The organism is Planktophila warneckei (SeqCode) (genome assembly GCF_965234675.1).
Lineage (GTDB): Bacteria > Actinomycetota > Actinomycetes > Nanopelagicales > Nanopelagicaceae > Planktophila > Planktophila warneckei.
Genome location: NZ_OZ248350.1, coordinates 985,415 through 1,009,865 on the forward strand (window position 1 = coordinate 985,415; position 24,451 = coordinate 1,009,865).

22 protein-coding genes are annotated in these 24,451 nt (G+C 46.2%); 6 read left to right on the forward strand and 16 right to left on the reverse strand.

The features are described from left to right. Positions 1-92: 92 nt before the first annotated feature. The gene (locus AC8GFU_RS05145) at positions 93-488 is read left to right on the forward strand and encodes a hypothetical protein (protein WP_506626075.1); all 396 of its coding nucleotides are present in this window, start codon (positions 93-95) and stop codon (positions 486-488) included. Between the two features lie 86 nt (positions 489-574). Here the strand turns inward: AC8GFU_RS05145 and AC8GFU_RS05150 are convergent, their stop codons facing one another. Continuing rightward, a complete protein-coding gene (locus AC8GFU_RS05150; RefSeq protein ID WP_506626076.1) occupies positions 575-1,057 on the reverse strand; it encodes a MarR family winged helix-turn-helix transcriptional regulator in 483 nt (160 codons plus the stop codon). Positions 1,058-1,123: 66 nt separating this feature from the next. Here AC8GFU_RS05150 and AC8GFU_RS05155 point away from each other — a divergent pair, with 66 nt between their 5' ends. Together AC8GFU_RS05155 and tgt are read left to right on the forward strand one after the other, a co-directional pair. Further along, positions 1,124-3,073 (forward strand): M13 family metallopeptidase, encoded by a 1,950-nt coding sequence (locus AC8GFU_RS05155; protein WP_506626077.1) that lies wholly within the window; start codon positions 1,124-1,126, stop codon positions 3,071-3,073. Beyond that, positions 3,045-4,313, forward strand: coding sequence for a tRNA guanosine(34) transglycosylase Tgt (gene tgt / locus AC8GFU_RS05160; protein WP_506626078.1), 1,269 nt, complete (start codon positions 3,045-3,047; stop codon positions 4,311-4,313). The genes AC8GFU_RS05155 and tgt overlap by 29 nt, the downstream gene beginning before the upstream one ends. An 18-nt stretch (positions 4,314-4,331) precedes the next feature. Here the strand turns inward: tgt and AC8GFU_RS05165 are convergent, their stop codons facing one another. Both AC8GFU_RS05165 and AC8GFU_RS05170 read right to left on the reverse strand, forming a co-directional pair. Continuing rightward, complete coding sequence (locus tag AC8GFU_RS05165) at positions 4,332-4,943, reverse strand: trimeric intracellular cation channel family protein (RefSeq protein ID WP_506626079.1); 612 nt, start codon at positions 4,941-4,943, stop codon at positions 4,332-4,334. 6 nt (positions 4,944-4,949) lie between these two features. After that, positions 4,950-6,599, reverse strand: a complete 1,650-nt coding sequence (locus AC8GFU_RS05170; RefSeq protein WP_506626080.1) for an ABC transporter ATP-binding protein — start codon at positions 6,597-6,599, stop codon at positions 4,950-4,952. A gap of 32 nt (positions 6,600-6,631) precedes the next feature. Between AC8GFU_RS05170 and AC8GFU_RS05175 the strand changes: the two genes are divergently transcribed. Continuing rightward, entirely contained in the window at positions 6,632-7,195 is a 564-nt protein-coding gene (locus AC8GFU_RS05175; protein WP_506626081.1) for a hypothetical protein, read from the forward strand. A gap of 1 nt (position 7,196) precedes the next feature. Here AC8GFU_RS05175 and AC8GFU_RS05180 read toward each other — a convergent pair whose 3' ends face one another. The 6 genes from AC8GFU_RS05180 to AC8GFU_RS05205 all read right to left on the reverse strand — a co-directional run bounded on the left by AC8GFU_RS05180 (position 7,197) and on the right by AC8GFU_RS05205 (position 17,115). After that, the gene (locus tag AC8GFU_RS05180) at positions 7,197-8,288 is read right to left on the reverse strand and encodes an ABC transporter permease (RefSeq protein WP_506626082.1); all 1,092 of its coding nucleotides are present in this window, start codon (positions 8,286-8,288) and stop codon (positions 7,197-7,199) included. A gap of 2 nt (positions 8,289-8,290) precedes the next feature. After that, positions 8,291-9,835: an ABC transporter permease gene (locus tag AC8GFU_RS05185; RefSeq protein ID WP_506626083.1), complete on the reverse strand. Its 1,545-nt coding sequence runs from the start codon at positions 9,833-9,835 to the stop codon at positions 8,291-8,293. A 136-nt stretch (positions 9,836-9,971) separates the two neighbouring features. Continuing rightward, positions 9,972-11,813 carry an ABC transporter substrate-binding protein gene (locus AC8GFU_RS05190; RefSeq protein WP_506626084.1) on the reverse strand — a complete coding sequence of 614 codons (1,842 nt, stop codon included), beginning with the start codon at positions 11,811-11,813 and terminating at the stop codon, positions 9,972-9,974. Between the two features lie 176 nt (positions 11,814-11,989). After that, positions 11,990-13,297, reverse strand: a complete 1,308-nt coding sequence (locus AC8GFU_RS05195) for an MFS transporter (RefSeq protein ID WP_506626085.1) — start codon at positions 13,295-13,297, stop codon at positions 11,990-11,992. 9 nt (positions 13,298-13,306) lie between these two features. Further along, entirely contained in the window at positions 13,307-14,518 is a 1,212-nt protein-coding gene (locus AC8GFU_RS05200) for an MFS transporter (RefSeq protein ID WP_506626086.1), read from the reverse strand. Between the two features lie 23 nt (positions 14,519-14,541). Next, positions 14,542-17,115 (reverse strand): LuxR C-terminal-related transcriptional regulator, encoded by a 2,574-nt coding sequence (locus AC8GFU_RS05205; protein ID WP_506626087.1) that lies wholly within the window; start codon positions 17,113-17,115, stop codon positions 14,542-14,544. A 111-nt stretch (positions 17,116-17,226) separates the two neighbouring features. On the opposite strand from AC8GFU_RS05205, the gene AC8GFU_RS05210 reads away from it, so the two are divergent. Next, complete coding sequence (locus AC8GFU_RS05210; RefSeq protein WP_506626088.1) at positions 17,227-17,802, forward strand: hypothetical protein; 576 nt, start codon at positions 17,227-17,229, stop codon at positions 17,800-17,802. On the opposite strand, the gene AC8GFU_RS05215 is transcribed toward AC8GFU_RS05210, so the two are convergent. The 7 genes from AC8GFU_RS05215 to phoU all read right to left on the reverse strand — a co-directional run bounded on the left by AC8GFU_RS05215 (position 17,780) and on the right by phoU (position 23,301). Further along, positions 17,780-18,241, reverse strand: a complete 462-nt coding sequence (locus tag AC8GFU_RS05215; protein ID WP_506626089.1) for a DinB family protein — start codon at positions 18,239-18,241, stop codon at positions 17,780-17,782. The two genes, AC8GFU_RS05210 and AC8GFU_RS05215, sit on opposite strands and share 23 nt — an antisense overlap. A 2-nt stretch (positions 18,242-18,243) precedes the next feature. Next, positions 18,244-18,393, reverse strand: coding sequence for a hypothetical protein (locus tag AC8GFU_RS05220; RefSeq protein ID WP_506626090.1), 150 nt, complete (start codon positions 18,391-18,393; stop codon positions 18,244-18,246). Positions 18,394-18,494: 101 nt separating this feature from the next. Continuing rightward, positions 18,495-19,643, reverse strand: coding sequence for a substrate-binding domain-containing protein (locus AC8GFU_RS05225; RefSeq protein WP_506626091.1), 1,149 nt, complete (start codon positions 19,641-19,643; stop codon positions 18,495-18,497). A 115-nt stretch (positions 19,644-19,758) separates the two neighbouring features. Further along, the gene (locus tag AC8GFU_RS05230; protein ID WP_506626092.1) at positions 19,759-20,631 is read right to left on the reverse strand and encodes a phosphate ABC transporter ATP-binding protein; all 873 of its coding nucleotides are present in this window, start codon (positions 20,629-20,631) and stop codon (positions 19,759-19,761) included. Further along, positions 20,628-21,671, reverse strand: coding sequence for a phosphate ABC transporter permease PstA (gene pstA / locus AC8GFU_RS05235; protein WP_506626093.1), 1,044 nt, complete (start codon positions 21,669-21,671; stop codon positions 20,628-20,630). The genes AC8GFU_RS05230 and pstA overlap by 4 nt, the downstream gene beginning before the upstream one ends. Then, positions 21,668-22,645: a phosphate ABC transporter permease subunit PstC gene (gene pstC / locus AC8GFU_RS05240; RefSeq protein WP_506626094.1), complete on the reverse strand. Its 978-nt coding sequence runs from the start codon at positions 22,643-22,645 to the stop codon at positions 21,668-21,670. Before pstC ends, pstA begins: the two co-directional genes overlap by 4 nt. A 5-nt stretch (positions 22,646-22,650) precedes the next feature. Further along, a complete protein-coding gene (gene phoU / locus AC8GFU_RS05245) occupies positions 22,651-23,301 on the reverse strand; it encodes a phosphate signaling complex protein PhoU (protein ID WP_506626095.1) in 651 nt (216 codons plus the stop codon). An 89-nt stretch (positions 23,302-23,390) separates the two neighbouring features. On the opposite strand from phoU, the gene AC8GFU_RS05250 reads away from it, so the two are divergent. Further along, positions 23,391-24,446 (forward strand): sensor histidine kinase, encoded by a 1,056-nt coding sequence (locus tag AC8GFU_RS05250; RefSeq protein WP_506626096.1) that lies wholly within the window; start codon positions 23,391-23,393, stop codon positions 24,444-24,446. Positions 24,447-24,451: the final 5 nt, after the last annotated feature.

The window sequence follows — 24,451 nt, forward strand, 5'->3', positions numbered from 1 at the left end:
ACAAAATGTTGGCATTTTTGCCCAAATGATGTCACGCTTATCCACGAACAGGTTTGGGTGACGGATCCGAACCATTCCGATAGGAGAAGTACGTGGCCGCAGCAAAGAAAGCAGCACCAAAGAAGCGCAAGAAGGCAGCAGCACCAGCTGCACCAAAGAAGCGCAAGAAGGCAGCTGCAGTAGCAGCAGCACCAAAGAAGCGTCGCAAGAAGGCAGCAGCTAAGAAGGCAGTAGCAGCTCCAAAGAAGCGCAAGAAGGCAGCTAAGAAGGCAGTAGCAACAGCTGCTCCAAAGAAGCGTCGCAAGAAGGCAGCAGCTAAGAAGGCAACTGCAAAGAAGGCAGCTCCAAAGCGCAAGAAGGCAGCTCCAAAGCGCAAGAAGGCAGCTAAGAAGGCTGTTGCAAAGAAGGCAGCTCCAAAGCGCAAGAAGGCAGCAGCTAAGAAGGCAGCTCCAAAGAAGCGCAAGAAGGCAGCAAAGAAGGCTAAGTAAAGCCCTCCAGCTTATTAAAAAAACCCGCCACTTTATGTGGCGGGTTTTTTTATGCTTTTAACTCCAGCAAAAATTATTAATAAGAATTATTCGTCGGCAGCATCTTTGCGAAGTGATTCTTCGATGCGTTCAAAGATTTCAGCAAGTGCTTGTTGATCAGCTTTTGATAAGTGATCCATAAATCTGGTGCGCACACTTTCCACATGATCTGGGGCGGCGGCAACAATCGCCTTCCAACCCTTAGGAGTCATCACCGCAAAGTAGCCGCGCTTATCGATGGGGCAAGCCTCGCGCTTTACCCAGCCAGCCTTTTCCATAACCTTCATTCGGTGTGAAAGCCGGGACCTGGATAAAAGGGCGTTGGCAGCTAGCTCGCTCATTCGCATTCGGCGATCTGGGGCATCACTTAACTGCACCAAAATTTCATAATCTGGCATTGATAAATCATGGCCATCAAGATCGGCATCCAGCACATCCAGAAGTCGGCGGCTTGCCAAGATGTAGCGCCGCCAAGCCTTCATTTCTGTGGGGGTAAGCCACCTAGGTGCGGTAGCGTTTTCACGTGCCATGAGTGCAGTCTACGGCAAAGGTTGAAGCTTCAACTACTTTTATTTTAATTTCAAAGGGAGCACTTCGTGAGTTTAGAAAAAGCTGGTCTGGATTTTGCCCATAAGGATGATTCTGTCCGACCACAAGATGACCTTTATCGTCACTTTAGCGGCCAGTGGCTCAAGACCGCTGTAATCCCCGCCGACCGTGCAACCGATGGCGCTTTCATAAAGCTGCGCATTCAATCTGAAGCACGTGTTCGCGAGATCATTGAAAGTGCGACCGGCTCAGATGAGGCAACAAAGATCAGCAACATCTACGCCTCTTTCATGGCAGCAGATGCGGTCAATGCAAAGGGCTGCACCCCTATCGCTGCTGAATTAGCAGAAGTCGATTCAATTACTTCATTAAAGGATTTCACTTCAACGCTGTCAAAGCTTGAAGCTCGTGGCCTGCAAGGAATCTTTGGAACTTTTATTTATGCAGATATGAAGGATGCAACAACAAACATCATGTATCTGCAACAGGGTGGAATTTCACTACCCGACGAGGCGTACTACCGTGAAGAAAAGTATGCAGATATTCGCATCGCTTACGTTGCCCATGTTGCAAAGATGTTTGAGCTTGCGGGAGTAGCAAACGGTGCAGATTTAGCTGCCAAGGTCATGGCCCTTGAAACCAGCATTGCTAGCCATCATTGGGACCAGGTCAAGGATCGCGATGCGACCCTGACATACAACAAGATGAGCCGAGCAGAAGTAACCACATTGATGTCGGCCTTTGATTGGAACCTCTACCTAACTGATGGTGAGATTCCAGCGGTTGTATTGGACTCGGTCATTGTTCAGCAGCCATCATTCTTTGAAGGCCTCAATTCAATTCTGGCCGCCTTTGATCTAGAGGCCTGGAAGGCGTGGATGAAGTGGCACATCATCAGTGGCGCAGCTCCATATCTTTCAGATGAGCTGGTTAATGAAAACTTTGCCTTCTTCGGAAAGACATTGTCAGGAACACCTGAACTTCGCGAGCGCTGGAAGCGCGCTGTTTCCATGATCGAAGGATCATTGGGGGAAGCGGTCGGAAAGGTTTATGTTCAGAAGTACTTCCCTGCCGAAGCAAAGGCCCGCATGGAAAAGCTGGTCGCCAATTTGATTGAGGCCTACCGAGTCAGCATCAACGAACTGGCCTGGATGAGCCCTGATACCAAGGTGAAGGCGCTAGAAAAGCTGAGCAAGTTCCGTCCCAAGATTGGCTACCCAGATAAATGGCGTGATTACAGCGCTTTGCAGACTACTGCAGATGACCTGTACGGAAATGTCGGCCGCGTCATTAAGTTCCAGCGAGATCATGAATTAAGCAAGATCGGAAAGCCTGTAGATCGCGATGAATGGCACATGGCTCCTCAGACAGTCAATGCTTATTACAACCCGGTGATGAATGAGATCGTTTTCCCAGCAGCAATCTTGCAGCCACCATTCTTCGGATTAGATCACGACGACGCCGTTAACTACGGTGGAATCGGCGCAGTTATTGGCCACGAAATCGGTCACGGCTTTGATGATCAAGGTTCTAAGTACGACGGTGAAGGCGCACTGAATAACTGGTGGACAGATTCTGACCGCGCAGCCTTTGAAGAGCGCACTAAGGCATTGATCGCTCAATACGATGCGTTGAAGCCAGAGGAAGCACCGGATGTAAATGTGAATGGTGCTTTGACCATTGGTGAAAATATTGGCGACCTAGGTGGTCTAACTATTGCTTACAAGGCATACCAAATTTCATTGGGTGGAAATCCATCCCCTGTTATTGAAGGCCTATCTGGCGAGCAACGTTTGATGCTGTCATGGGCACAGGTCTGGCGCGCAAAGGTTCGTCCAGAAGAGATGCGACGTCGTATCGCAACTGATCCACATTCACCTGCAGAGTTCCGTTGCAATCAAATCGTAAAGAACTTCACCCCGTTCTATGAAGCATTTGGCGTTACTGAAAAAGATGCCCTTTGGCTTGATGAGCAATCGCGAGTTCAGATTTGGTAATGCTTTGAGTTTTTCATTTGATATCAAGCACGCTGAAAGCAATTCGCTCGCACGTGTTGGAACAATCAATACGCCACATGGGCAGATCCAAACCCCTGCATTTATTCCGGTAGGCACTAAAGCGACAGTTAAATCTGTGCTGCCGGAATCAATGAAGGATTTGGGTTCGCAAGCTTTACTCTCTAACGCCTATCACCTGTATTTGCAGCCGGGGCCAGATGTATTAGATGAGGCTGGCGGGCTGGCCAAATTCATGAACTGGCCAGGTCCAACTTTTACAGACTCTGGTGGTTTTCAAGTTTTGTCATTGGGTGTTGGCTTCAAAAAAGTTTTAGCGATGGATGCACAAACAACTCGTCATGATGATGTGATCGCCGGAAACAAAGATCGCTTGGCACATGTTGATGATGAGGGCGTGACCTTTAAGAGTCACCTCGATGGTTCGATGCACCGATTTACTCCAGAGGTTTCGATGCAGGTTCAACATCAAATCGGCGCTGACATCATGTTTGCCTTTGATGAGTGCACGACCCTTCACAACACCCGTCCATATCAAGAGCTCGCAATGGATCGCACCTATGCCTGGGCCATTAGATGTCTTGATGAACATAAGCGATTGACTGAAGAGCGGGTGGGCAAGCCTTACCAAGCCCTATTCGGAGTTATCCAGGGCGCCCAATATGAAGATTTACGAAAGAAAGCGGCAACTGATTTAGGAGGCCTTGAATCTAATGGCCAATCCTTTGATGGCTTCGGAATTGGTGGCGCATTAGATAAGGGTCAACTAGGAACAATCGTTTCGTGGGTCAATGAAATCCTGCCCGAAGATAAACCTCGTCACCTTTTAGGAATCGGCGCACCTGAAGATCTATTTGTGGGCGTTGAAAACGGCTGTGACACCTTTGATTGCGTATTAGCGAGCAGAATTGCACGAACAAGCGCTGTGTATACGATGGAGGGGCGTTTTAACCTGTCTAACAGCCGTTTTAAGAGGGATTTCACCCCCATTGATAGCCAATGCGACTGTTACACCTGTACGCACTACACACGGGCTTATATGCACCATGTATTCCGCGGAAAAGAAATCATCGCTGCAACATTGGCAACGATTCACAATGAACGATTTATTGTTCGCTTGGTTGATCTGATGCGCCAAGCATTATTAGATGGAAACTTCGCCGATTTGAAGGCGGATTTCTTGGGCAAATACACCCACCGAAGTGGCCAATCTAGGGATTAATTACCCGCTAGGCATTATTTACCCCTTGGTGATTTTGGGTAAGTTCCAGTTGTTTCTGATTGAAAGCTCGCGAACCAGCACCACGACAACCCCTGCCACTGCAACGACAACAGCTTCATTCAGGTCTAGTGCATCTAATCCAAGGTAAACAATCGCACCTGATAGGCAAGCGGTTCCGATAGTTTCGCGGTGAAGCAGTACCGGCTCTGTTTGGCACATGATGTCGCGGAACAATCCGCCGGTAACTGCGCCCGTTAATCCAAGAACAGCTGCTGCCGCCAATGGAGCATCGTGAGAAAGCGCGAACTGCACACTAGAAACAGTTGCAACTGCTAGACCCAAAGTATCCAAAGACAAAGCAAAGCGACCAACATCTTGAGTCTTGCCCATTGCGACTGTAATTAAAAAAGCGGCGAAAATCGGTGCAAATAACCAAGGACGTTGAACCCATGGTGGTTGCTCCCCCATGAAAAGGTTGCGCAGAGTTCCGCCAGAAATTGATGCGATCGCAGCAATAAATAAAATGCCGCCTAAATCTAAACCCTTGCTAGCTGCAACGCGTGCTCCAACTAATGCAAATGCAAATGTAGAAACAAGGTCGAGGCCAAAGACCAAGAGCTCTAGATCCACCCGAAATTACTTCTTGTCAGCTAGACGAGCTTCACGACGGATGCGCTGTTCCTTTGGATCTGGAACAGGTACCGCAGAGATCAAGCGCTTTGTGTAATCATCCTTTGGCTTCTTCAGGATCTGATCGCGATCGCCCTCTTCGACAAGCAAACCATTTTGCATAACTGCAATTCGGTGAGACAGGATGTCAACGACAGCTAAATCGTGAGAGATGAACAAGCAGGCAAAGTTCAACTTTCCTTGAAGCTCTTGTAATAGATCCAAGAAACGTGCCTGAACAGATACATCTAGTGCTGAAGTTGGTTCATCAGCAATCAAAAGATCTGGAGTCAAAGCAAGTGCACGTGCGATACCTACTCGCTGACGTTGTCCGCCAGATAACTCATGCGGATAGCGGTTTCGGTAGCTTCGTGGAAGCTCAACCTGATCCAAAAGATCTTCAACCTTGTGTGCAAGATCTGATCCCTTAGCAAGTCCTGCCAAGAAGATTGGCTCTCCGATTGATTCACCAATTGGAAGACGAGGATTTAGCGATGATGCTGGATCCTGGAAAACGATTCCGGTGTGGCGACGAATCGAAGAAAGATCCTTTTGAGATGCATGGCTAATGTCCTTGCCAACGATCTCGATTGATCCTTCCTTGATTGGAAGCAAACCGATTGATGCACGGCCCACTGTTGTCTTACCTGAACCTGATTCACCAACAAGGCCAACAATTTCACCTGGATAGATCTCAAGGTTGAAGTTCTTCACCGCAGTAAATGCAGGAATACGTCCACGCTTTGGATATTCAATGGTGACATTTGAAAGCTTCAATACTGGAGCTGGCTTTGCATCCTCCTTGTAAGGAAGTGCGCGCTTCTTTGAAGATCCCAACTTTGGAACAGCGCCAAGAAGTTGCTGTGTGTATGGGTGCTGAGGCTTGTTGAATATTTGATCCGCTGAACCATGTTCAACTGTGATTCCATCCTTCATAACCAGGATCTCATCTGCCATATCTGCGACAACACCCATATCGTGTGTAATCAACAGAATTGCAGAGTTGAGCTTGCCCTTTAGATCGCGCATCAAATCAAGAATTTCAGCTTGAACAGTTACATCTAGCGCCGTTGTTGGCTCATCTGCAACGAGCAAACCTGGATCGCAGGCAAGTGCCTGGGCGATCATTGCGCGCTGGCGCTGACCACCTGAAAGTTGGTGTGGGTACTTATCGATTGACTTTTCTGGATCTGGAATATCCACCATGGTGATTAATTCCAAAGCGCGTGCATGCGCTTCCTTTGGACCCATATCAAAGTGATTGCGAAGTGTTTCCATGATCTGGAAACCAATTGTGTAGACAGGATTTAGAGCTGTCATTGGCTCCTGGAAGATGTAGGCAACTTCCTTACCGCGGAACTTACGAAGTGTGATCGCCTTAGCGTTCAACATCTCCTGATCCTTAACCTTCACAGAACCTGTCATGCGCGCATTTGATGCAAGCAAAGACATCAAGCCAAGTGCAGTCGTTGACTTACCTGAACCTGACTCACCCACAATTGCGGTGACCTTGCCCGCTTCTAGCGAGAGGTTCATATCGATTACAGCTGGGTACCAAACTCCATCTACCCAGAAATCAACATTGAAATCCTTGATCTCTAAGACTGGCTTACTCATTTGATTGACCCCATCTGTGAGAAACTTGCGAAATGACCAACGTTGAAAAGTTCAGACCCGGCAGCGCCATTGCGAGCGGTTGGGTTTTGATTCTCTTCTTCGCCGGCTTCATTATTCAAACCGTTGTGTACGGCGGAAACCTTCTCACCACAGCAGCTATTTGTAGCGCTGGAATTATCGGTTCCTACCTGTTGTTCCTGAAGCCCTACGTTTTGATCTTTGATGAGGGAATCAAGATTGTTAACCCAACCAAAGAGATCACCGTTACTTGGGATCTTGTTGAAGAGATCGAAACCAAGTACAGCATGTCCATCCTTGTCGACGGTCAAACCTTCTACGCCTGGGCGGCTCCCGCTCCAAGTGGTCGACACAGTCGACGAATGCACAAAACTGATCTTCTTCCCGGTGCTGATGCTCCGCGACGAGTTGGTGACTCGCTTAAGAGTGATTCGGGAGTCTGTGCTCATATCGCCAAGCTGCGTCGTAAGGATTTCGCTAGTGCGGGTACTGGTGAGCTTGAGATCAGCAGTACCTACATCTTGAGCTACGCCGCTGCAGCATGTGCTGTCGTCGGGGCAGCAAGTATTTTTATCTAGATTAATCATTTGCCTGCGCCAACTTTCGTGCAGTTGCAGACTCTTGACGTTCCTTCTTAGAGATACGACGTCGCTGACGTGGATCGAAGGCATCGCGCAAACCATCACCAATAAAGTTGATGCTTAGTGCAATTGAAATAATGAATAGACCTGGGTACCAGAACAACCAAGGACGTGTTGTAAATGAGTCCTGGTACTTGTTAATCAATAAACCAAGTGAAACATCGGGTTCGATAACACCGAAACCAATGTATGACAACGCTGTTTCTAGCAAGATCGCACCTGACATCAGCAGTGTTACAGAAACGATGATTACACCAACTGCGTTTGGCAGGATGTGCTTGAAGATAATGCGTCGATTAGACGCACCAGCAACACGTGCAGCATCTACGAACTCGCGTTCACGCAAGGTCAGGAACTCACCACGTACTAAACGTGAAAGACCGGTCCACGCAAACAAACCAAGGTAGAAGGCAAGGAACATCGCGCCAAGGTTTCCGAAGTGGAAACCAACAACAGAACCAATGATGATCGCTGGGATTGTGATGATGAAATCAGTAAAACGCATCAAGATCGCATCAACTTTTCCGCGGTAGAAACCTGATATAGCTCCCACAACTGTTCCGATTGAGGCTCCGATGAAGCCAATAACAAACATCACAGAAAGTGAACGCTGGGTTCCCTTCATTACCAAGGCAAAGAAGTCACGGCCAATGTCATCCTGACCAAATGGGTGATCTCCAAAACCAAATCCATTTCCACCCAAGAACTTTGGAAGGAATGAGATTGTTGGGCAACCAACCGTGTCATTAGGGCAGTCACCAAAGCGAAGCTCTGGAAGATCCTCAGGTGTCCACTTCCACCAACCTGGCACCTTCCAAATTCCGAAGAGTCTGAAATCAAGTGCAGTGAAGACTAAAACAGTAATAGAGGTAATAGTTACAAGAGAAATCATCGCTGCGCGGTGACGGAAGAAACGTCGACGAACAATCTGACCTTGGCTTAGGCCTTCGATTTCTTTATTTGCAATTGCGTTTTCACCACTAGTAGTGCTTTCAGTGGTCGCAGCTTTCTTTTTCAATGAAAATGCCATCGTTATGCACCACTTCCTACTCGAATACGTGGGTCTAAGGCTGAGTACAACAAATCTGCGATCAAGTTAGCGACGACTGAAAGGGTTGCAGTGATAAAGAAAACACCCATCAACAGATTCAGGTCATATCCCAGCAAGCCTTGACGGAACAAAGTTCCCATTCCTGACCAACCGAAAACGCTTTCAGTAATAAGTGCTCCACCAATAACACCTGCAAAGTCAACAACCATAATTGTTGTCAGAGGAATCATCGTGTTACGGAATGCGTGACGCATAATTACTGTGCGCTCAGTTAATCCCTTGGCACGAGCGGTGCGGATGTAATCCTGGTTGAGAACTTCTAGAAGAGTTCCGCGCGAGAATCGAATATATCCAGCAAATGAAATCAATGTGAGTGCCAGTGTTGGTAGGAATAAGTGGGTAACAACATCGAGATTGCTGATCCACCAGCTCTCATCCCCCAGCAAATCACTGCGCTGGCCAACAGTTGGAACCGGGCGATAGTTGATTGCATCTGTTTCCATGTATGGCTTCCAGGTCTGCATGAACTTATCGACGATAAGCAAGCCACTGCTGATAAAAGCGGTCAATACAGCGGTGCGGACGATTGGGCCGCGGTCGATCTTTGAGAAACCGAGAGCAACAAATACTGCAAGTGCAATATTGAGTGATGCCAAGATAAAGATTGTGAGCGAACTTGGGTACTTATCGAATAACCAGTTAGCTGGGTAGTAAGCAACGAAGGTAACTGCAGCCATTGTTAATGAAGCCTTAAGTGCAGCCTTGTTAACCAAGCCAACTGAAAGTTGAGTTACTCCGTAAGCAATTCCAACCGCCATGCCACCGACAACTATTGGTCCAAGACTTGGATCCAAGAACCAGCCAGTGATACTAAAGAAGGTAATCAGTGCTGAAGCCGAACCTCCTGCAATTGCAAAGGTCATCCAGAATGCTTTTCTAGTTCCACCGATGATCGATGCCCAGAAAATTCCGGTAAACAAACCAATTCCGATTATGAAGGAGAGTGGGACTTTGGGGTCTTGCAAAAAGTTATTGAATGAGATTGCTAGATACTCCTTGAGAAGTACAGCAACCCAGAAAACTGGAAGTGAGAACATCAAGAATGAAACAAATGTCATTGAGTAATCAAAACGGCTGTATTGGCGTAGCGCTGTAATGATTCCGATTGCAATTCCAAGAATAATTGCGAAAATTGTTGCGGCAAGAACTAAGCGAATAGTTACTGGAATTGCCAAAGCTAATGAGTGGGCAACTGTTGAACCATCACGGCTCATTCCAAAATCTGGTTGCCCGATGAAAATTCCAAGAATTCCCTTGAGCCATAAGAAGTAGCGGGCCGGAGGCGGGACATCAAGCTGTAGTTCACGAGTAAGGGATGCAACTAAGAAGTCGCGGTTTGGATCATTGCTGAGTTTGAGGTCAGCGGTTGGATCTCCCGAGATCGCCGCTAAGTTGTACAAAATAAAGCTGGAGCCGAAAAGGATGACACCTAAAACACCTAGACGTCGAAGGATAAAGGCAGCCATTACAGAGGGGTCCTTTCAAGACTCAACAACTTTGTGAAAATCTATTTTCTGACTATACAGCCAAAGGACGCTCGGAGAGTGATCTCCGAGCGTCCCAAGGACTGCTTATGTAGTGCTAACTAAAGGTTAATAACCCTTAGTAGCTCCACTCCCAGTAGTTCCAAACCATCTGTGGTGACAGTGGGCCTGGCTTAACATTCTTTAGATCCTTGTTAACTGCAGCAACACCTGGGTGAATGAACACACCAGTTGTAATTGCGTCAGCGTTAGTTAGACGCTCGATCTGAATGTACTTAGCTGCTAGTAGTGATTCTGACAATGGAGCATCAAGAGTTGCGATAATCGCATCTACAGCCTTGTTGCTGTAACCAATGATGTTGTTTCCACCGTTTGTATCAAATACCTCAGCTGATTGACGCTGTGTTACAGATGATGCAACCCATGCGAAGAAGTAAACATCGTAATCTGAGTTACCTAGCTTTGATGGCCAGTCAGTACGAACATCTCCAACTAGATCGAATCCAACCTTTGCCAAGTTTGCCTTAGCAAGTGCGAACTCTGATGCACGACGTGGGTTGTTACCTGGAACAAGAACGCGAACCTTTAGTGGGCTCTTCAATGCGTTTGGATAGTACTTCTGTACCAATGCAAGTGCTGACTTGTTACGTGACTCTTGTGTTCCACGTGAGTAGAAAGAAGAACCGTTAGCAGCAGTTACCTTGCTGTATAGAGCAGATCCTGGAGCAACCCATGTCGAAGCCAAAGGAGTTGTTACACCGTTAATTGGTGCAATCAACTTCTCCATGATTTCGTTACGTGGAAGACCAAGTAGGAATGCCTGACGTAGAGCCTTTGACTTTGCGCCATCCTTTACAGAGAACAGACCTGTGTATGGAGCCTCATCTGGTGCTGTGTCGTAGTGAAGATCCCAGTGCTCGTAAGCAACTTCATCCTTACCAACAACGTTAACGCCATTGATTGCCTTTAGCTTTGCAACACCGTCAGCAGTTGCCTGACCTGCGTAGATATCTAGCTCGCCGTTAGCAAGAGCCTGTGCAGCTGCAGTTCCGTCACCGATGAACTTGAAGACAATCTTGTCTACAGATCCGCTTAGTGCTGGTCCTGAGTTGTACTTAGGGTTCTTAACTAGTGTTACAGATGTCTTTGCAACTGCGCTGTCAAGAATGAATCCACCGTTGCTTACTAGAAGCAATGGGTTTGTCTTGTCGTTAACAGTTGTAATTGTGTAATCCTCAGTCCAGATCTTTCCGATCTTCTTGAGAAGCGCTGTGTCCTTGTCATTGAATGCCTTTAGGAAACGATCCTTAGCAGCTTCGTTAGCTGAAACTGACTGAAGTGATGTCTTTCCTTCTGCCATCAAAACAAGTGAGTGAACTGCTGATGGTCCTGGACCGTAAACGTCCCAGTTAGCAATCTTCTTCTTGTAGCGAAGTGTTACTGACATGTGGTCAGCTGAAAGTGTTGGCTCTCCAACGATGTTTGAGTCGTAAACACCTGAGTATCCAAGACCGTTGAATGCTGGAGCAGTCTTACCTTCTGGATCGCCAAGTCCTGCAGCGATTGAGTAAGCGTTGCTTGAAAGCACGTGTGAAAGAAGAAGGTCAACACCGTCGATAGATGTTCCATCTGACCATACGCGGCCTGGGTTCACTGTGTACTGAATACGGAAATCAGATGCAGTGTTCTTAACGATCTTGTATGAACCAAATACTGTGTTCTTTACAAGTTCCTTCTTGTTGTTGTAATAGTTAAATCCTGCACCCTGAACATAAGCAACCGCTGAACAAGTTGTTGAGTTTGTAGCTGAAAGGCTGCAATTCAAACCTGTGATTGGGTTGGTCTCATGCAAGACAACAGTTGAACGTGTTGCAGCCTGTGCTGGTGTTAGCAGTGAAACTGCTAGCGCCGCTGATGCTGCAGCTGCGAGCGCAAACTTTGCGCTACGTGTGAACTTCATAGATCCTCCTTGAGGGTAATAGAAAGGCGTCTGTGGAGAGTCGACCACCCCATAGGCGCTTTCGGTGGAGGAAGTCTGCCTTAGGCAGGCTGGACAAGCAACAGGCCAACGGTTTGCATAAGCGGCGCTTTATAACGAGCAGATAACCATTTAGGGCTATGCGGGGTGAGACATTCCTACTTATTAGCGTCGGTACGGGCCTTGTCGATGGCACTTGTTGTCAGCTTCGGAGCGGCAAGAATAAAAAGGAGAGTTCCTAGAACCGCTCCTATTAAATAGGGAAGGCGCAGGGCTGTCTCACGAGAAACGAAGTGGTTGGCAATTGCTACTACCCCACCTCCTAGGAACATTCCAATTGGAATCGATCCCCAAGCAAAGAATCTATACACGCTGTTAACACGTCCCAATAAATGTGTCGGGATGATGCTCTGTCGAAGTGACACAGTAATTGTGTTCCACAGAATTGCAGTTAGTGATCCGAAGATTGTTAATACCCAAACGATGTGCCAAGTGCTTGCTGTGCCAATCACAACATCACCGATTGGACCCATCGCAAGTGCAAACCACAACGAAGGACCACTTCCTAACTTTGCAGAAATTTTCGGCGCAATGATTCCACCGATGACTCCACCGATTGCTCCAGCGGTTCCTAATAAAGCAAACTCAAAAACAGATGTGTGTAGAACCTCTTGAGCAAAAAGAATAAAGGTTGCACCAACCATTGTGCCTAAGCCGTTCATGCAACCAAGAATGATTGCTAGCGGACGCAAAAGGTTATGAGCCCACAGCCAGGCAAATCCTTCCTTAATCTCGGCCTTGAAATTTAATTTTTCGCGAGGCGTGTCATGGACTGGCTTGAAACTTCCTTTTATAGAAGCGATTAATGCAACCGCTACAAAGAATGAAACTGCATCAACAAAGAATGGCAAGAAAATAGCGATTCCAATTATTAGTGACCCCAAAGGTGGGCCAATAAAGCTGTTAGTCAAAGACTCTGCAGACCACATACGGCCGTTAGCTTTTTCGAGGCTCTCTTTATCAACCACACTTGGCATCAAGGTTTGTGCGCTGTTGTCCCGTAGAACTTCGGATAAGCCAAATAGAAAGGCGGTAATAACCAGGGTTAAATAAAGCGGCCAATTTGTCTCTAGGTCGGTTAATGAAGTCAGATCATTGAGCGAGGGCAGCGAATCTCGATTGAGTAAAACAATTGCACCCACAATCAATGTTAAAACTCCGCGTGCTGAATCCATGGCCACAATCAGTTTGCGGCGGTCGAATCTGTCGGTAATTACTCCTGCATGCAGGGTGAAGATCAACCACGGTAATCGTGAGGCAAAACCTGCGGCGGCAATTAGTAATGGAGAACGTGTGACTGCTGATGCAACCCAGGGGTATGCAACACCTGAAATTCCATCACCTAGATTTGAAATCGCTGTTGCAGTCCACAAACGCCAATAAGAAGCGCCTAGTTTTTTGGGCATGCCTAAACTTTACTTTGTAACTTCTGCTTGGTCGCCAATACGCAGTAAGAATCCAACTGACAGCCCAGCAATCACTGTTGCTACCACTCCACCGACATACATAGGTAAGCGCAGACTGTAATGCGCAAGAACTCCGCCAATGAGTGAGCCAAAAGGCATCATGCCCCAAACAATTGTTCTTCGAGTTCCGTGAATGCGTCCATAAAGTTCATTTGGAATGACTGTTTGATAAGTCGCCATTAACAAAATGTTCCATTGCGAAATCGTGAAGGAACCAAAGGTAGCCAGAGCAACAAAGATATAAATATTCGGAGCTAAACCTTGACCCAAAAGGACTAATGAACTAGCAACGATTCCAAAGGTCATAATCGGGGTTCGACCAAACTTCTTAGATAATTTAGGGGCGGCAATTCCACCCAAAATTGCTCCGACCCCTTGAATTGTGAGAACGACGCCAAATAGTTTCTTGGGAAGCTCCAATTCATTAATAACAAAGAGCACCATGGTTGCTGTGCCCATGGAGTAACAAACTCCAATCACAGAGGTAGTCACCACTAGGCGTCGCAATATTTTATGTTCATACAAGTAACGAATTCCGAACTTCATGTCTGCTACAAAGCTCTTCTTTTCCGGTGCCCCCTCTTCTTTTCTAACATCCTGCAAATACTTAATTGGAATTGAGAGTGCGAAGAAAGTTGCAAATGCGTACCCAAGGCTATTAATGAAAAACGGCAAATAAATAGCGATTGCATATAGAAAACCACTAAGTGGTGCCCCAATAAAACCTTGCACAACTACTTCAGAAATCTGTAATCGTGAATTGCCTTTCTCAAACTTTTCCTTTGGAAGAATTTGAGGAATCAATGATTGCGCCGTTGTATCTGAAGCAACCTCACATGTTCCCAATACAAACGCGGTCATGAGAAGCCAAAAGATATTTACTTTGTCGGTGGCGATACCTAATGAGAGAGCGCCTACAACAAGGCTTCGTATTGCATTAGCCCCAGCCAGTATGAAACGTCGATCGATTCGGTCGACAACTACCCCAATTGGGATTGCAAAAAGCAACCAAGGCAACATGACCATCGCACCGATGAGCGAAATGAGGACAGTGCTATCCGTAAGAGAAATTGCGAGCAAAGGAGCGGCAGCGATCAAAACGCCATCTGCGAGGTTGGACAGAATGCTTCCTGCCCACATGCGATTAAATGCTGGACCCATATGCAAAACCCTATCGGAATAGGTTAAATAAGAAGAAGCTTCTTGGCCTTTTCTACTGCGGTATGGCGCCCATCAACTTCGAGCTTGCGGTAAACATTTCGTAGATGTGTCTTCATGGTGTTTTGTGAAATGTGAAGTTGTTTTGCGATTGCACTAATCGGGTTACCTGTCGTTAGATGCTTAAGGATTTCTAGCTCTCGATTTGTAAGCTTCTCATCAAGTGCGCCAGTGTCTGAGTTTGAACTTTGAATTCTTTCGGACATTTCATGCACCACGCTCTCCAAGAAAATAGTTGGCTTGGCTGCAGCAGCCTTAACCATTAATGGGTATAACTTGTTTTGCCGAACGAAGTACTCGTGAAAACCAACTTCAGCCCCTAAATCCAGGGCGGTTTGTAGGTACTTGAGCGCAACATTCTCCTGATCAATATTTATCGTTGCTTGATAGAGAACTTTATTTACGCGCTCACGAGGGTTTGATTCAGGCATTTGTGCGACTAAAGCGTGAATGCGCTTTGGATCTGCCTGAAACTTCACATTCATGTCAATTTGCCGAACCATTTCAATTTTAGGCATCCGCTTCAATAGCTCTTCGGCACGCTTCCAGTCATTCAATACAAACCGCAAAAAGACATCCGTGACATCTATAATCCAACCTAGTTGATTTGGCGTTGGTAAATCTTTTAACTTTGAACGCTCTTCAGAAATTACATCAGCAATCTGCGTGATGAATCCTTGTGTAATTTGAATTCTCGAACGAGTCCCCCTTGATACGAAGTACCAAGGCCACATTGCTGCAGATTCAGCCTTACGAGCCAACGCACTTGAGGTCTGAATCGATTTATTTAACTGGGAAAGCTCAAGTTCGCAGCGCGATAGCACTAACATCGCATCAAAAGGAGCTGCGATGCCAGAATAGAAATTGTTTTCGGCTTGTGAAATCGCAATAGTTGCAAACTCTGCCGCTTCAAAGAATCGACCCTGACTCCACAGCGATAGCGCAGTGATGCAACCAATGTGATACCCAGTGATTACGGTGTTTTGTCCATCCTGAAGTTCTTTTGCTTTAAGCAAGCACGATGCGACTGTTTCACCATCATCATAAATGTATGCAATATCAGCTTGCAGGCGCAGCAATGCAATCTTGTCCACATTTTCTATTCCGGCAATTCCATAATCTTTTTCCAACGCTTTTTTAATCATCTCTAATGAACGGTCAAAGTCTCCGCGAGCGAAGTAGACATGTGCCATCACCATTGCCGTGAGCTGCGATAGAAACTCCAACTGAGGATCCTGGGATGATATGTAGTTCAGTTCTGAAGCCATGCTCTCAACTTTTTCGAAATCGAGGTTGACCAAGTGCCCAACAACTTGAATTGTCCTCTTCATTAAATCGCCTACAGGAGAGTCATCAGCGCCGTATTGAGCCCAGCGAATGATTTGATCTCCACGGCCGATAGCAGCCATATCTCGAATAGATATTCGGAGGATTTCACTTATTTCTGCTCGGTTGCCTGATTGGAATACATGTTCTAGAGCTTGAATTGGGGCTCCGATTGATTTGAAATATTCGGCAAGTTTGTCGTGAATCTCAATATCACTTGATACGTTCTTTTTGCGGAGCTCTTGAATTACATCGAAAATAATTGGGTTGAAGGAGTACTTTCGTTTAATACCTGAAGAGACTGAGATAAACATGCCGTCAGTTGCTAACTTATTTATGTAGGTTTCAGTGAAATCCTCACCCAAAATTATCGATGCAACTTCTAAATTAAACTCTTCAACAATACCCAACTTCAGAATCTTAAATCTGTTCTCTTCATTTAAGGAGTTAAATGATTCTAGGGCAAGAATTCCAAGCGGGTTAGTTGATTCAGTTAATTTGAAACCACTATCAATGACACCTCGTGAGATATTTCTTGCCATCATTTGCACTGCGGCTGGCCAACCATTGCACTTTTGAAGATACTTTGCGTACTTTGAATCATCAGGATCAATTTGATTGAGTTCGCAAATAACCGCCACTTCTTCTGTTGAAAACTTCAAATCTTGACTAGTGATAAGGCTGAGGTTGCCCTGGCTTGCATAACGGGCCAGCGAAGTTGCAGGGGTAACTCGTCGCACAATTATTACGTGAACATTATTTGGAAGGTGATCAATTAATGCTTGAGCAAAAGGAGAAACCTCTTCGGCGTCACTTGGACCGTTATCAATTACAAAATTGAACTCTTCATTAACATCGCTAGCCTCTTGAACTAAATATTTGATGTAACTGTCGGGAGATAAAAATCTTTCGCTCTCAAAACTCGAACCAAATGTTGGTAACGCATTCCGAACCGCTTGGACAATGTGCGCGAAGAACATCTGAGGTGAATCGTGTGAATCAACTGAGAACCAAATTGTTGGACGGGTCTGCGCCTTTGCCCACTCAGCGGTCAACATTGTTTTTCCGTACCCGGCAGGGGCGGCGATGATCGTTGCGCCAGGAACATTGGTTTCGAAGAGGTGGAACAGGTGTTTGCGCGAAAGGAAGTTGGCGGGCACAACCGGAGCTAGGGTGCGGGCTAGATTCACCCCAGGGATTACGCCTCTCTTCATGTGTACAGGGTGATGGCTCACCTGCGCTTAATCAAGAACATCTCACCCCTAATAGGGTGAGATGTGCAGGTTATTTAATTACGGGGCTAATCTGTCCATCGTGATCCCATCATGATCGATATTGCTGCATTAGCTGCAGTTGTCCTGCTTTTTAATCTCATGCCTGCATTCGCCCCACCTACGTGGGCTGTCCTTGTTTTGTTTAGTTTGAACACCGACCTGCACCCAATTGTGATCGTTGCAGTAGGGGCGGTTTTTGCAGGAACTGGACGTTATTTACTAGCCCGAGCAACGGGATTATTTAGAAATCGAATAAGCAAGAAATCTCTGGCAAATCTAGAGGCTGCACAAACTTTGCTTACAAAAAATACATCACGAAAATTGTTCACGATCGGAATGTTTGTTTTGTCCCCGCTGCCATCTGCGCAACTTTTTGAAGCGGCTGGATTAATGGGTGTGCGTTTGTTGCCTTTAACAGTAGCTTTCTTTTCAGGCAGAATCGTGACCTACAACTTTTATGTATTTGGTGCGAGCGAGCTAAAAGCCCATGGGATTGGTGAACTTATAACAAAAGAGTTCACTTCGATTTGGGCGATACTTTTCCAGCTGGTAATGATCGCTTCAGTTATTTTACTAACTCGAATTGATTGGAAGAGATTTTTACCTACAAAGCCAAGTTCTTCTTGATTTGCTCTGCGTGATCATTTCCGTGACGTGTGTAGGTTTCAATCCAACGCTTCAGTGAATACTCGCCCGCTTCAGTGTGTGTACCTTTGAGTTCTAATTGATCTGGTGTTAGTCGCTTAATAATGTCCAGCGACGCCGCGCGAACAGCGGTAAATACTGCGATCGAATTTGCAACAGGAAGAGTTGTATAACCAAGGGTTTGATTCTTTGCCCACATTGCCTCGTCATAGCCCTGAATTACCGGGTTAGGCTCTGCAACTAATCTGCGAAGACGCGCATATGACTGTGCCTCGCTATCGGCGCAATGGTGAATCACCTGGCGAGAACTCCAATCCTCCCCCGCATGTACATCTAACTTTGCTTCAGGAACAGAGGTAGCAATTGCTAAAAACTCTTGTGTTGCTGCTTCATAAGCTGCTGCTAATTCTTGAATACTCATTGCTATCGTCCTTGAACGCTGTGTTGCCCGTGAGGTTCAATCATGTGCCCATCATCTTCAACCTTGTCTACAAGTAGGACGACGATGATGACTAAAAGGCCAGCAATAACTGCAAGTAGTGCCGTTGCTGTCTTATCTAGATTAATCTGCATGAGAGCCTCTTTCTATTTCCTTTAGTCTAGTGCCCGGAGATAGAAAAAGAACGGCGGCTAGGTTTCCCTAACCGCCGTTCTATACCCTCGTTAAAGAATATTTAGCCGATCTTCGCAACCTGAGCGAGTGACTTCTTAAGAAGCTCGCCATCGATTACTGAGAATCCAAGAGCTCCACCAACATCCTTTGAGCACTTTGTGCTCAAGATGTAATTTGCGAACTCTTTTACAGCCTTTGCCTTAGCAGCATCTGGGTACTTTGTATCTGCAAGTAGGTAAGAAACGATACCCAGTGGGTAAGCGCCCTTTTCCTTAGTTGCGTAATCATAAGTAAGGAATCCATTTGCATCCTGAGTTGCTGATGCAAGGAATGCACCAACACCAGTTGAATCTGGTGCAACTGATGAACCAGCTGGGTTAATAACATTTGCAATCTTAAGATTGTTTGCAGCTGCGTAGTTAACTTCAGCGTATGTGATTGAGTATGCAGTCTTACCAGCAAGCTGTGCAACACCTGTTGAAGATGCAGCGCCAACTACGCGACCAAGGTTTGCAACATCATTGATGTTTCCAGGGAATGAATCCTTGAATACCTTGTTCTTTGCCTTTGTCCATACTGAACCAGCTGACTTGTTCAAGTAGTTTGTGAAGTTTTCTGATGTACCAGATGAATCTGAACGGTACACAACCTTGATTGGCTGGTTAGGCAATGTGTAGTGACCAGAAACAACCTGGGTACGTAGAACAACAGGGTTGCCCTTCTTGTCCTTTGCTGGGTTGCCGTTCTTGTCTAGCTTGTAAATTGTCTTTGTTGTTGAACGGTTGTTATCAGCAACGATCGCTGGATCGTTCCAACGTGTGATTGTGCCGCCAAAGATTCCAGCGATTGTTGAAGCTGAAAGCTGAAGTGTTGTCTTTGAAGGCAAGTTGTGAAGAATTGCGATTGGTGCTGCAACTAGTGGCACGTGAATTAGTGATGCGCGCTTTGTTGAAGCTGTGTAAGCACCATCTGACATCCAGAAGTCACCAATTGACTTGTCTGAGTTTGCCTGTCCTGTACCTGATGATGATGAAGCATAAACATATGTGTGTGATGTGTTTGATGCGAAACCAGCTTTGCAACCTTCGATTAATAGCGCTGGGAAAGATGCGCCTGAACCTTGAAGATCTACTGCATATGCTGGAGTTCCTGCTACCAAACCGAACGCGAGTGCAAGTGCTGCAACTTTCGCGAGCTTTGAAATTCTCATGTACTTCCCCTCATAGATGTTTGAACTACGGGGTAAACCTATGGATCTAAAGTGAACGAAGAGCGCTCGGAATCCGAACGCTCTTCGACTTTTAGGTGAACAGTAAGTAAACGATTTAGCCGAAACGACCTGTCACATAGTTTTCGGTGCGCTGATCCTGAGGGCGAGAAAAGATGTCGCTCGTAGGTGCGCATTCGATCATCTGGCCAGGGCCCCCATCAGATAGGAAGAAGGCGGTGTAATCAGAGACGCGAGCTGCCTGCTGCATATTGTGGGTAACGATGACGATTGTCATTGTGTCTGACAGGTGACGGATTGTTTCTTCAATACGCAAGGTTGAACCTGGATCTAGAGCTGAACATGGTTCATCCATCAGCAGAACTTGTGGGCGAACCGCAAGAGCGCGAGCAATACAAAGACGCTGCTGCTGACCACCAGATAGCGAACCACCATGTGCACCAAGGCGATCCTTCACTTCATTCCATAGACCTGCGCGCTCTAGGCACTCTTCTAACAAATCATCTTTGTTATCAACCTTGAGCTGTGCAAGCTTTAATCCTGACAAAACATTTTCGCCGATTGACATCGAAGGAAATGGGTTTGGCTTTTGGAAAACCATTCCGATTTGTAAGCGAATCTTTGTTACATCTGTGCCCGGTGCATACACATCTTTTCCATCAAGAAGGACTTCGCCGGCCATCGCAGCACCGGGAATGAACTCGTGCATTCGGTTGATTGTGCGAATAAATGTTGATTTACCGCATCCTGATGGACCAATCAGTGCGGTAACTGTTCCTGCGGCGAAATCTAAGTTGATGTCAGCTAAGGCATGGTGCTTTCCAAACCATGCGTGTACACCGCGTGTCTCAAGACCTGTACCAAGGGCCCGTGTTCCAGGAACCTTGGTGTGCGAACTTGCTACATCCGCCAATGAACTTGGACGAACAGCTGTCTCCATTGTGTTCTCGCTTTCTGGTGTGTTACTCATTTCGCACCTTTTCTTGATCCTAGATAACGTGCTGAAGTGAAAAGAATTAATACAAGCCCAACTAGAACTAATAGACCTGCCCAAGCCCGAGTGATCGCTTCAGGAGATCCAGCATTAAATGATTTCCAGATGTAATAAGGCAATGAACCCATTGGGCCATTGAATGCATTTGGATTTACTCTGTCGCCACCACCAGTAAGCAAAAGGATTGGAGCGGTTTCTCCGGCGATGCGAGCAACACCAAGAATTACCGCTGTGATCAATCCACTCTTTGCTGCTGGCAAAACAATCATGGCAACTGTGCGCCACTGAGTTCCACCAAGTGCGACACCAGCTTCGCGAAGATCATTTGGGATTAGATTCAAAACTTCTTCTGAAGTTCGTGCAATCGTTGGAATCATCAAAATAGTTAAGGCAAGTGCACCCATAAATCCTGAGTATGACTTTGTAATTGGGTACAAAATCGCAGACAAGATAAATAGTCCTGCAACAATTGAAGGCACGCCGCTCATCGCTTGGACCAAGAATCGAATAGGACCAATAAAACGTCCTTTGATCTCAGTTAAGTACAAAGCGGTCAAAATTCCAATAGGAACACTCATGACGAGTGCTAGTGCAACTAAAGTCAATGTTCCGGTAATTGCGTGCAACAGGCCGCCATTAGTAAGCGGATCCGTTGGTGTGGCCATAGACATATCGTGAGTGAAAATGCTTGGCTTAATACCCGGCAAACCCTTTTGCAGCACTGTAAATAAGATACTTCCGATTGGGATAACGGTAACGATTGCACCAATTGCTACTAAGGAATTTACAAGTGCATCCTTTGCTGCAGCATTTCCTCGCTGCAACCCCTTAAGAGCCGCCGTTAAAAACATGTAGACCAGGAAGAACACAGCAAAAAGTGCAAGCTTTCCCTTCATTGGCGTTACTTCTACAATTAGGTAAGAAGCCAGCAAGGATCCAGCAAAGATTGAAAAATCAATTAAGCGATCCTGAGTTGAAGCCTTCCAAGGCTTTGTAGGTTGCACAGTTGTACTCATCGTCCCGACTTTCCTGTGCGCTTTACGATTGCATTTGCTCCCGCATTTACAACAAGTGTTAATAAGAACAGAACCAAGCCTGCGGCCATCAACGCTTTAATTTCATATGGGCTTGCATCGCCGAACTTCAAAATAATCAGCGAGGCAACGTTGCCACCGGCACCTAGCAGCACATGCCAGTTGATCTGGAAAACAATGTTCAGAACGGTGAATACAGCAACCGTTTCTCCCATTGCACGCCCTAAACCAAGCATCGCTCCACCAATTACACCACTGCGTCCATGAGGAATAACTACCGCCTTGATCATTGCCCAGCGAGTTGCACCAAGTGCATACGCTGCCTGAATTCGATCAAGTGGTGCTTGTGAAAATACTTCACGTGAAACAGATGTGATGATTGGAATAATCATGATTGCAAGAACCACACCAGCGACAAAAGGTGAACGTGTATAAACAGGAACCTGTAAATCAAATAAAGGTATCCACCCCAAGTAGCGGTGAATCAACTTCGCCCAATATTCAACACTTGGCATTAAAACTAAGAAGCCCCAGATACCAAACAAGATTGAAGGGAAAGCGGCCATCATGTCGATGATTGCAACTAAAAACTTCTTGAGCCAACCTGGTGCGTAAAAGTTAAGGAATAACGCTGAAAAAACCGATATCGGCAGTGCGATGACTACTGCAACCAATGCACACATGATTGTTCCGACAAGCATTGCAGAAAGTCCAAAGTGGCTTTCAGTTACATTGCCTGCATCGTCGGTTGTGATTGACCAATCTGCATGCGTTATAAATCCAATTCCTTCTTGGCGCAGAACTTCAAATCCGCGATACCCAAGGAATAAAGCAATTAAACCTAAAATAACAAGTGAGGATAAACCGCCAGCTGTTACTACTGATCTGAAGACTTTGTCAGATCTACGAGGCTCAGTTGAGATCTCGCGTGGAGTTGGTGTCGCCACAGTTGACAATTTACTTACGCAAACTTTCCTGTTACAAGGAAGTACACGCGACGAGATACAGAGACAGCATGGTCTGCATAACGCTCGTAGTAGCGGCCGAGCAAAGTAAGGTCGATTGCAGTTTCAACTCCATGTGCCCACTGCGGAGCAATGAGTGAGCCAATTAATTCGCGGTGCAGAGAATCCATTTCATCATCATCGCGTTCAACCTCTAGCGCAACATCTGTATCGCGTGAGCCGATAACTGAACCAGTCTTACGTGCAATCTTTTCTGCTGCTGTACCCATGTCTTGAAAGATATGAGTCAATTCTGAAGGGATAGCAGAGTTTGGGTGACGAAGACGTGTAATTTTGGCAACGTGATGGGACATGTCTCCCATACGCTCTAGATCGGCGCTCATGCGCAGAGCAGTTACCAACGCACGTAAGTCACTAGCAACGGGTTGCTGACGCGCAATGATGTCGATGATGCGTGCATCAAGATCATGTTGAAAATCATCAATTGCATCATCGCTGGCGATGACATCTTCTGCGAGCTTCAAGTCACTTGTTAAGATTGACTTAGTCGCCTTTGCAATTGATTCAGCAACCATGTTGCTGAGGTCAACTAGTGACTGAGATACGCCGTCGAGTTCATCCTGGAAAACTGATCTAATAAGAGCCATGCTGGAAACCTAGGGCGCGGTCATGAATAGATTCTGACGCTTAGGTGAACGCAAGGTAAACTGCCTAGATAGCGTTATACAGTTCCTTCATGAAGCTCTTCCGCAAGGATTCACCCGGGTTAGAGGCTTCAATTTTGCCCAAAATCCTGCTTGAAACCCTGGAAGAGCTCGATGGGGATTCACTTATTTTGGCTCCAGGTGAGGTCCCAGTATTTGCCACTGAAGGGATCGAGCGGCTTGGCGTCTTGCGAGATGGCAAGATCCAAAGCCCTGAACTTATGGCCACCGTTAGAGTTGTTCGCAGAACCCACTCAAAGCAGGTCGGACAGATTGAAATCCCACGTGGACCCATCGGCGAAGGCAAGCACGAGTTAACCGTAAATGTGATGCCCCTGGTTAAGGACAATTTAGTTTTGATCCACATGAGCGATGAAAGCGAAGCGCAAAGAATTCATGATGTTCGTAGAGATTTCGTAGCTAATGTTTCGCATGAGTTGAAAACACCAATTGGTGCGCTATCGCTACTGAGCGAAGCGGTCCTTGGTGCAAAAGATGATCCTGCTTCAGTTGAAAAGTTCGCCTTACGAATGCAATCTGAGGCAAAACGCTTAACTGACTTGGTGCAAGAAATTATCAACTTGTCTCGCCTGCAGGATTCAGATCCTTTGCAAGTTGCTGACGCCGTGAGTATTGAATATGTAATTCGAGAAGCAATAGATGAGTGTCGAATTAATGCTGAAAATCGTAGAATTGAAGTTGCATACAATGACAAATCGGTTTCACAAGTACTTGGTGATCGGGATCAATTAATTATGGCGGTTCATAACTTGCTTGAAAACGCGATCAATTATTCGCCTGAAGGAACCAAGGTTTCTATCACTTGCAAAAATCACGATGGCATCGTTGATGTTTCAGTAACTGACCAAGGAATTGGTATTCCCGATTCTGAGATTGATCGTATTTTCGAACGTTTCTATCGCGTCGATCCAGCTCGCTCACGTCAAACAGGAGGAACCGGGCTTGGTTTATCAATCGTGAAGCACGTAGCTGCCAAGCATGGAGGAGATGTTTCTGTGTGGAGCGCACCAAATGTTGGAAGTACTTTCTCTTTGCTATTACCAATTTACGAAGAAAATGAGGAATAAAAGTA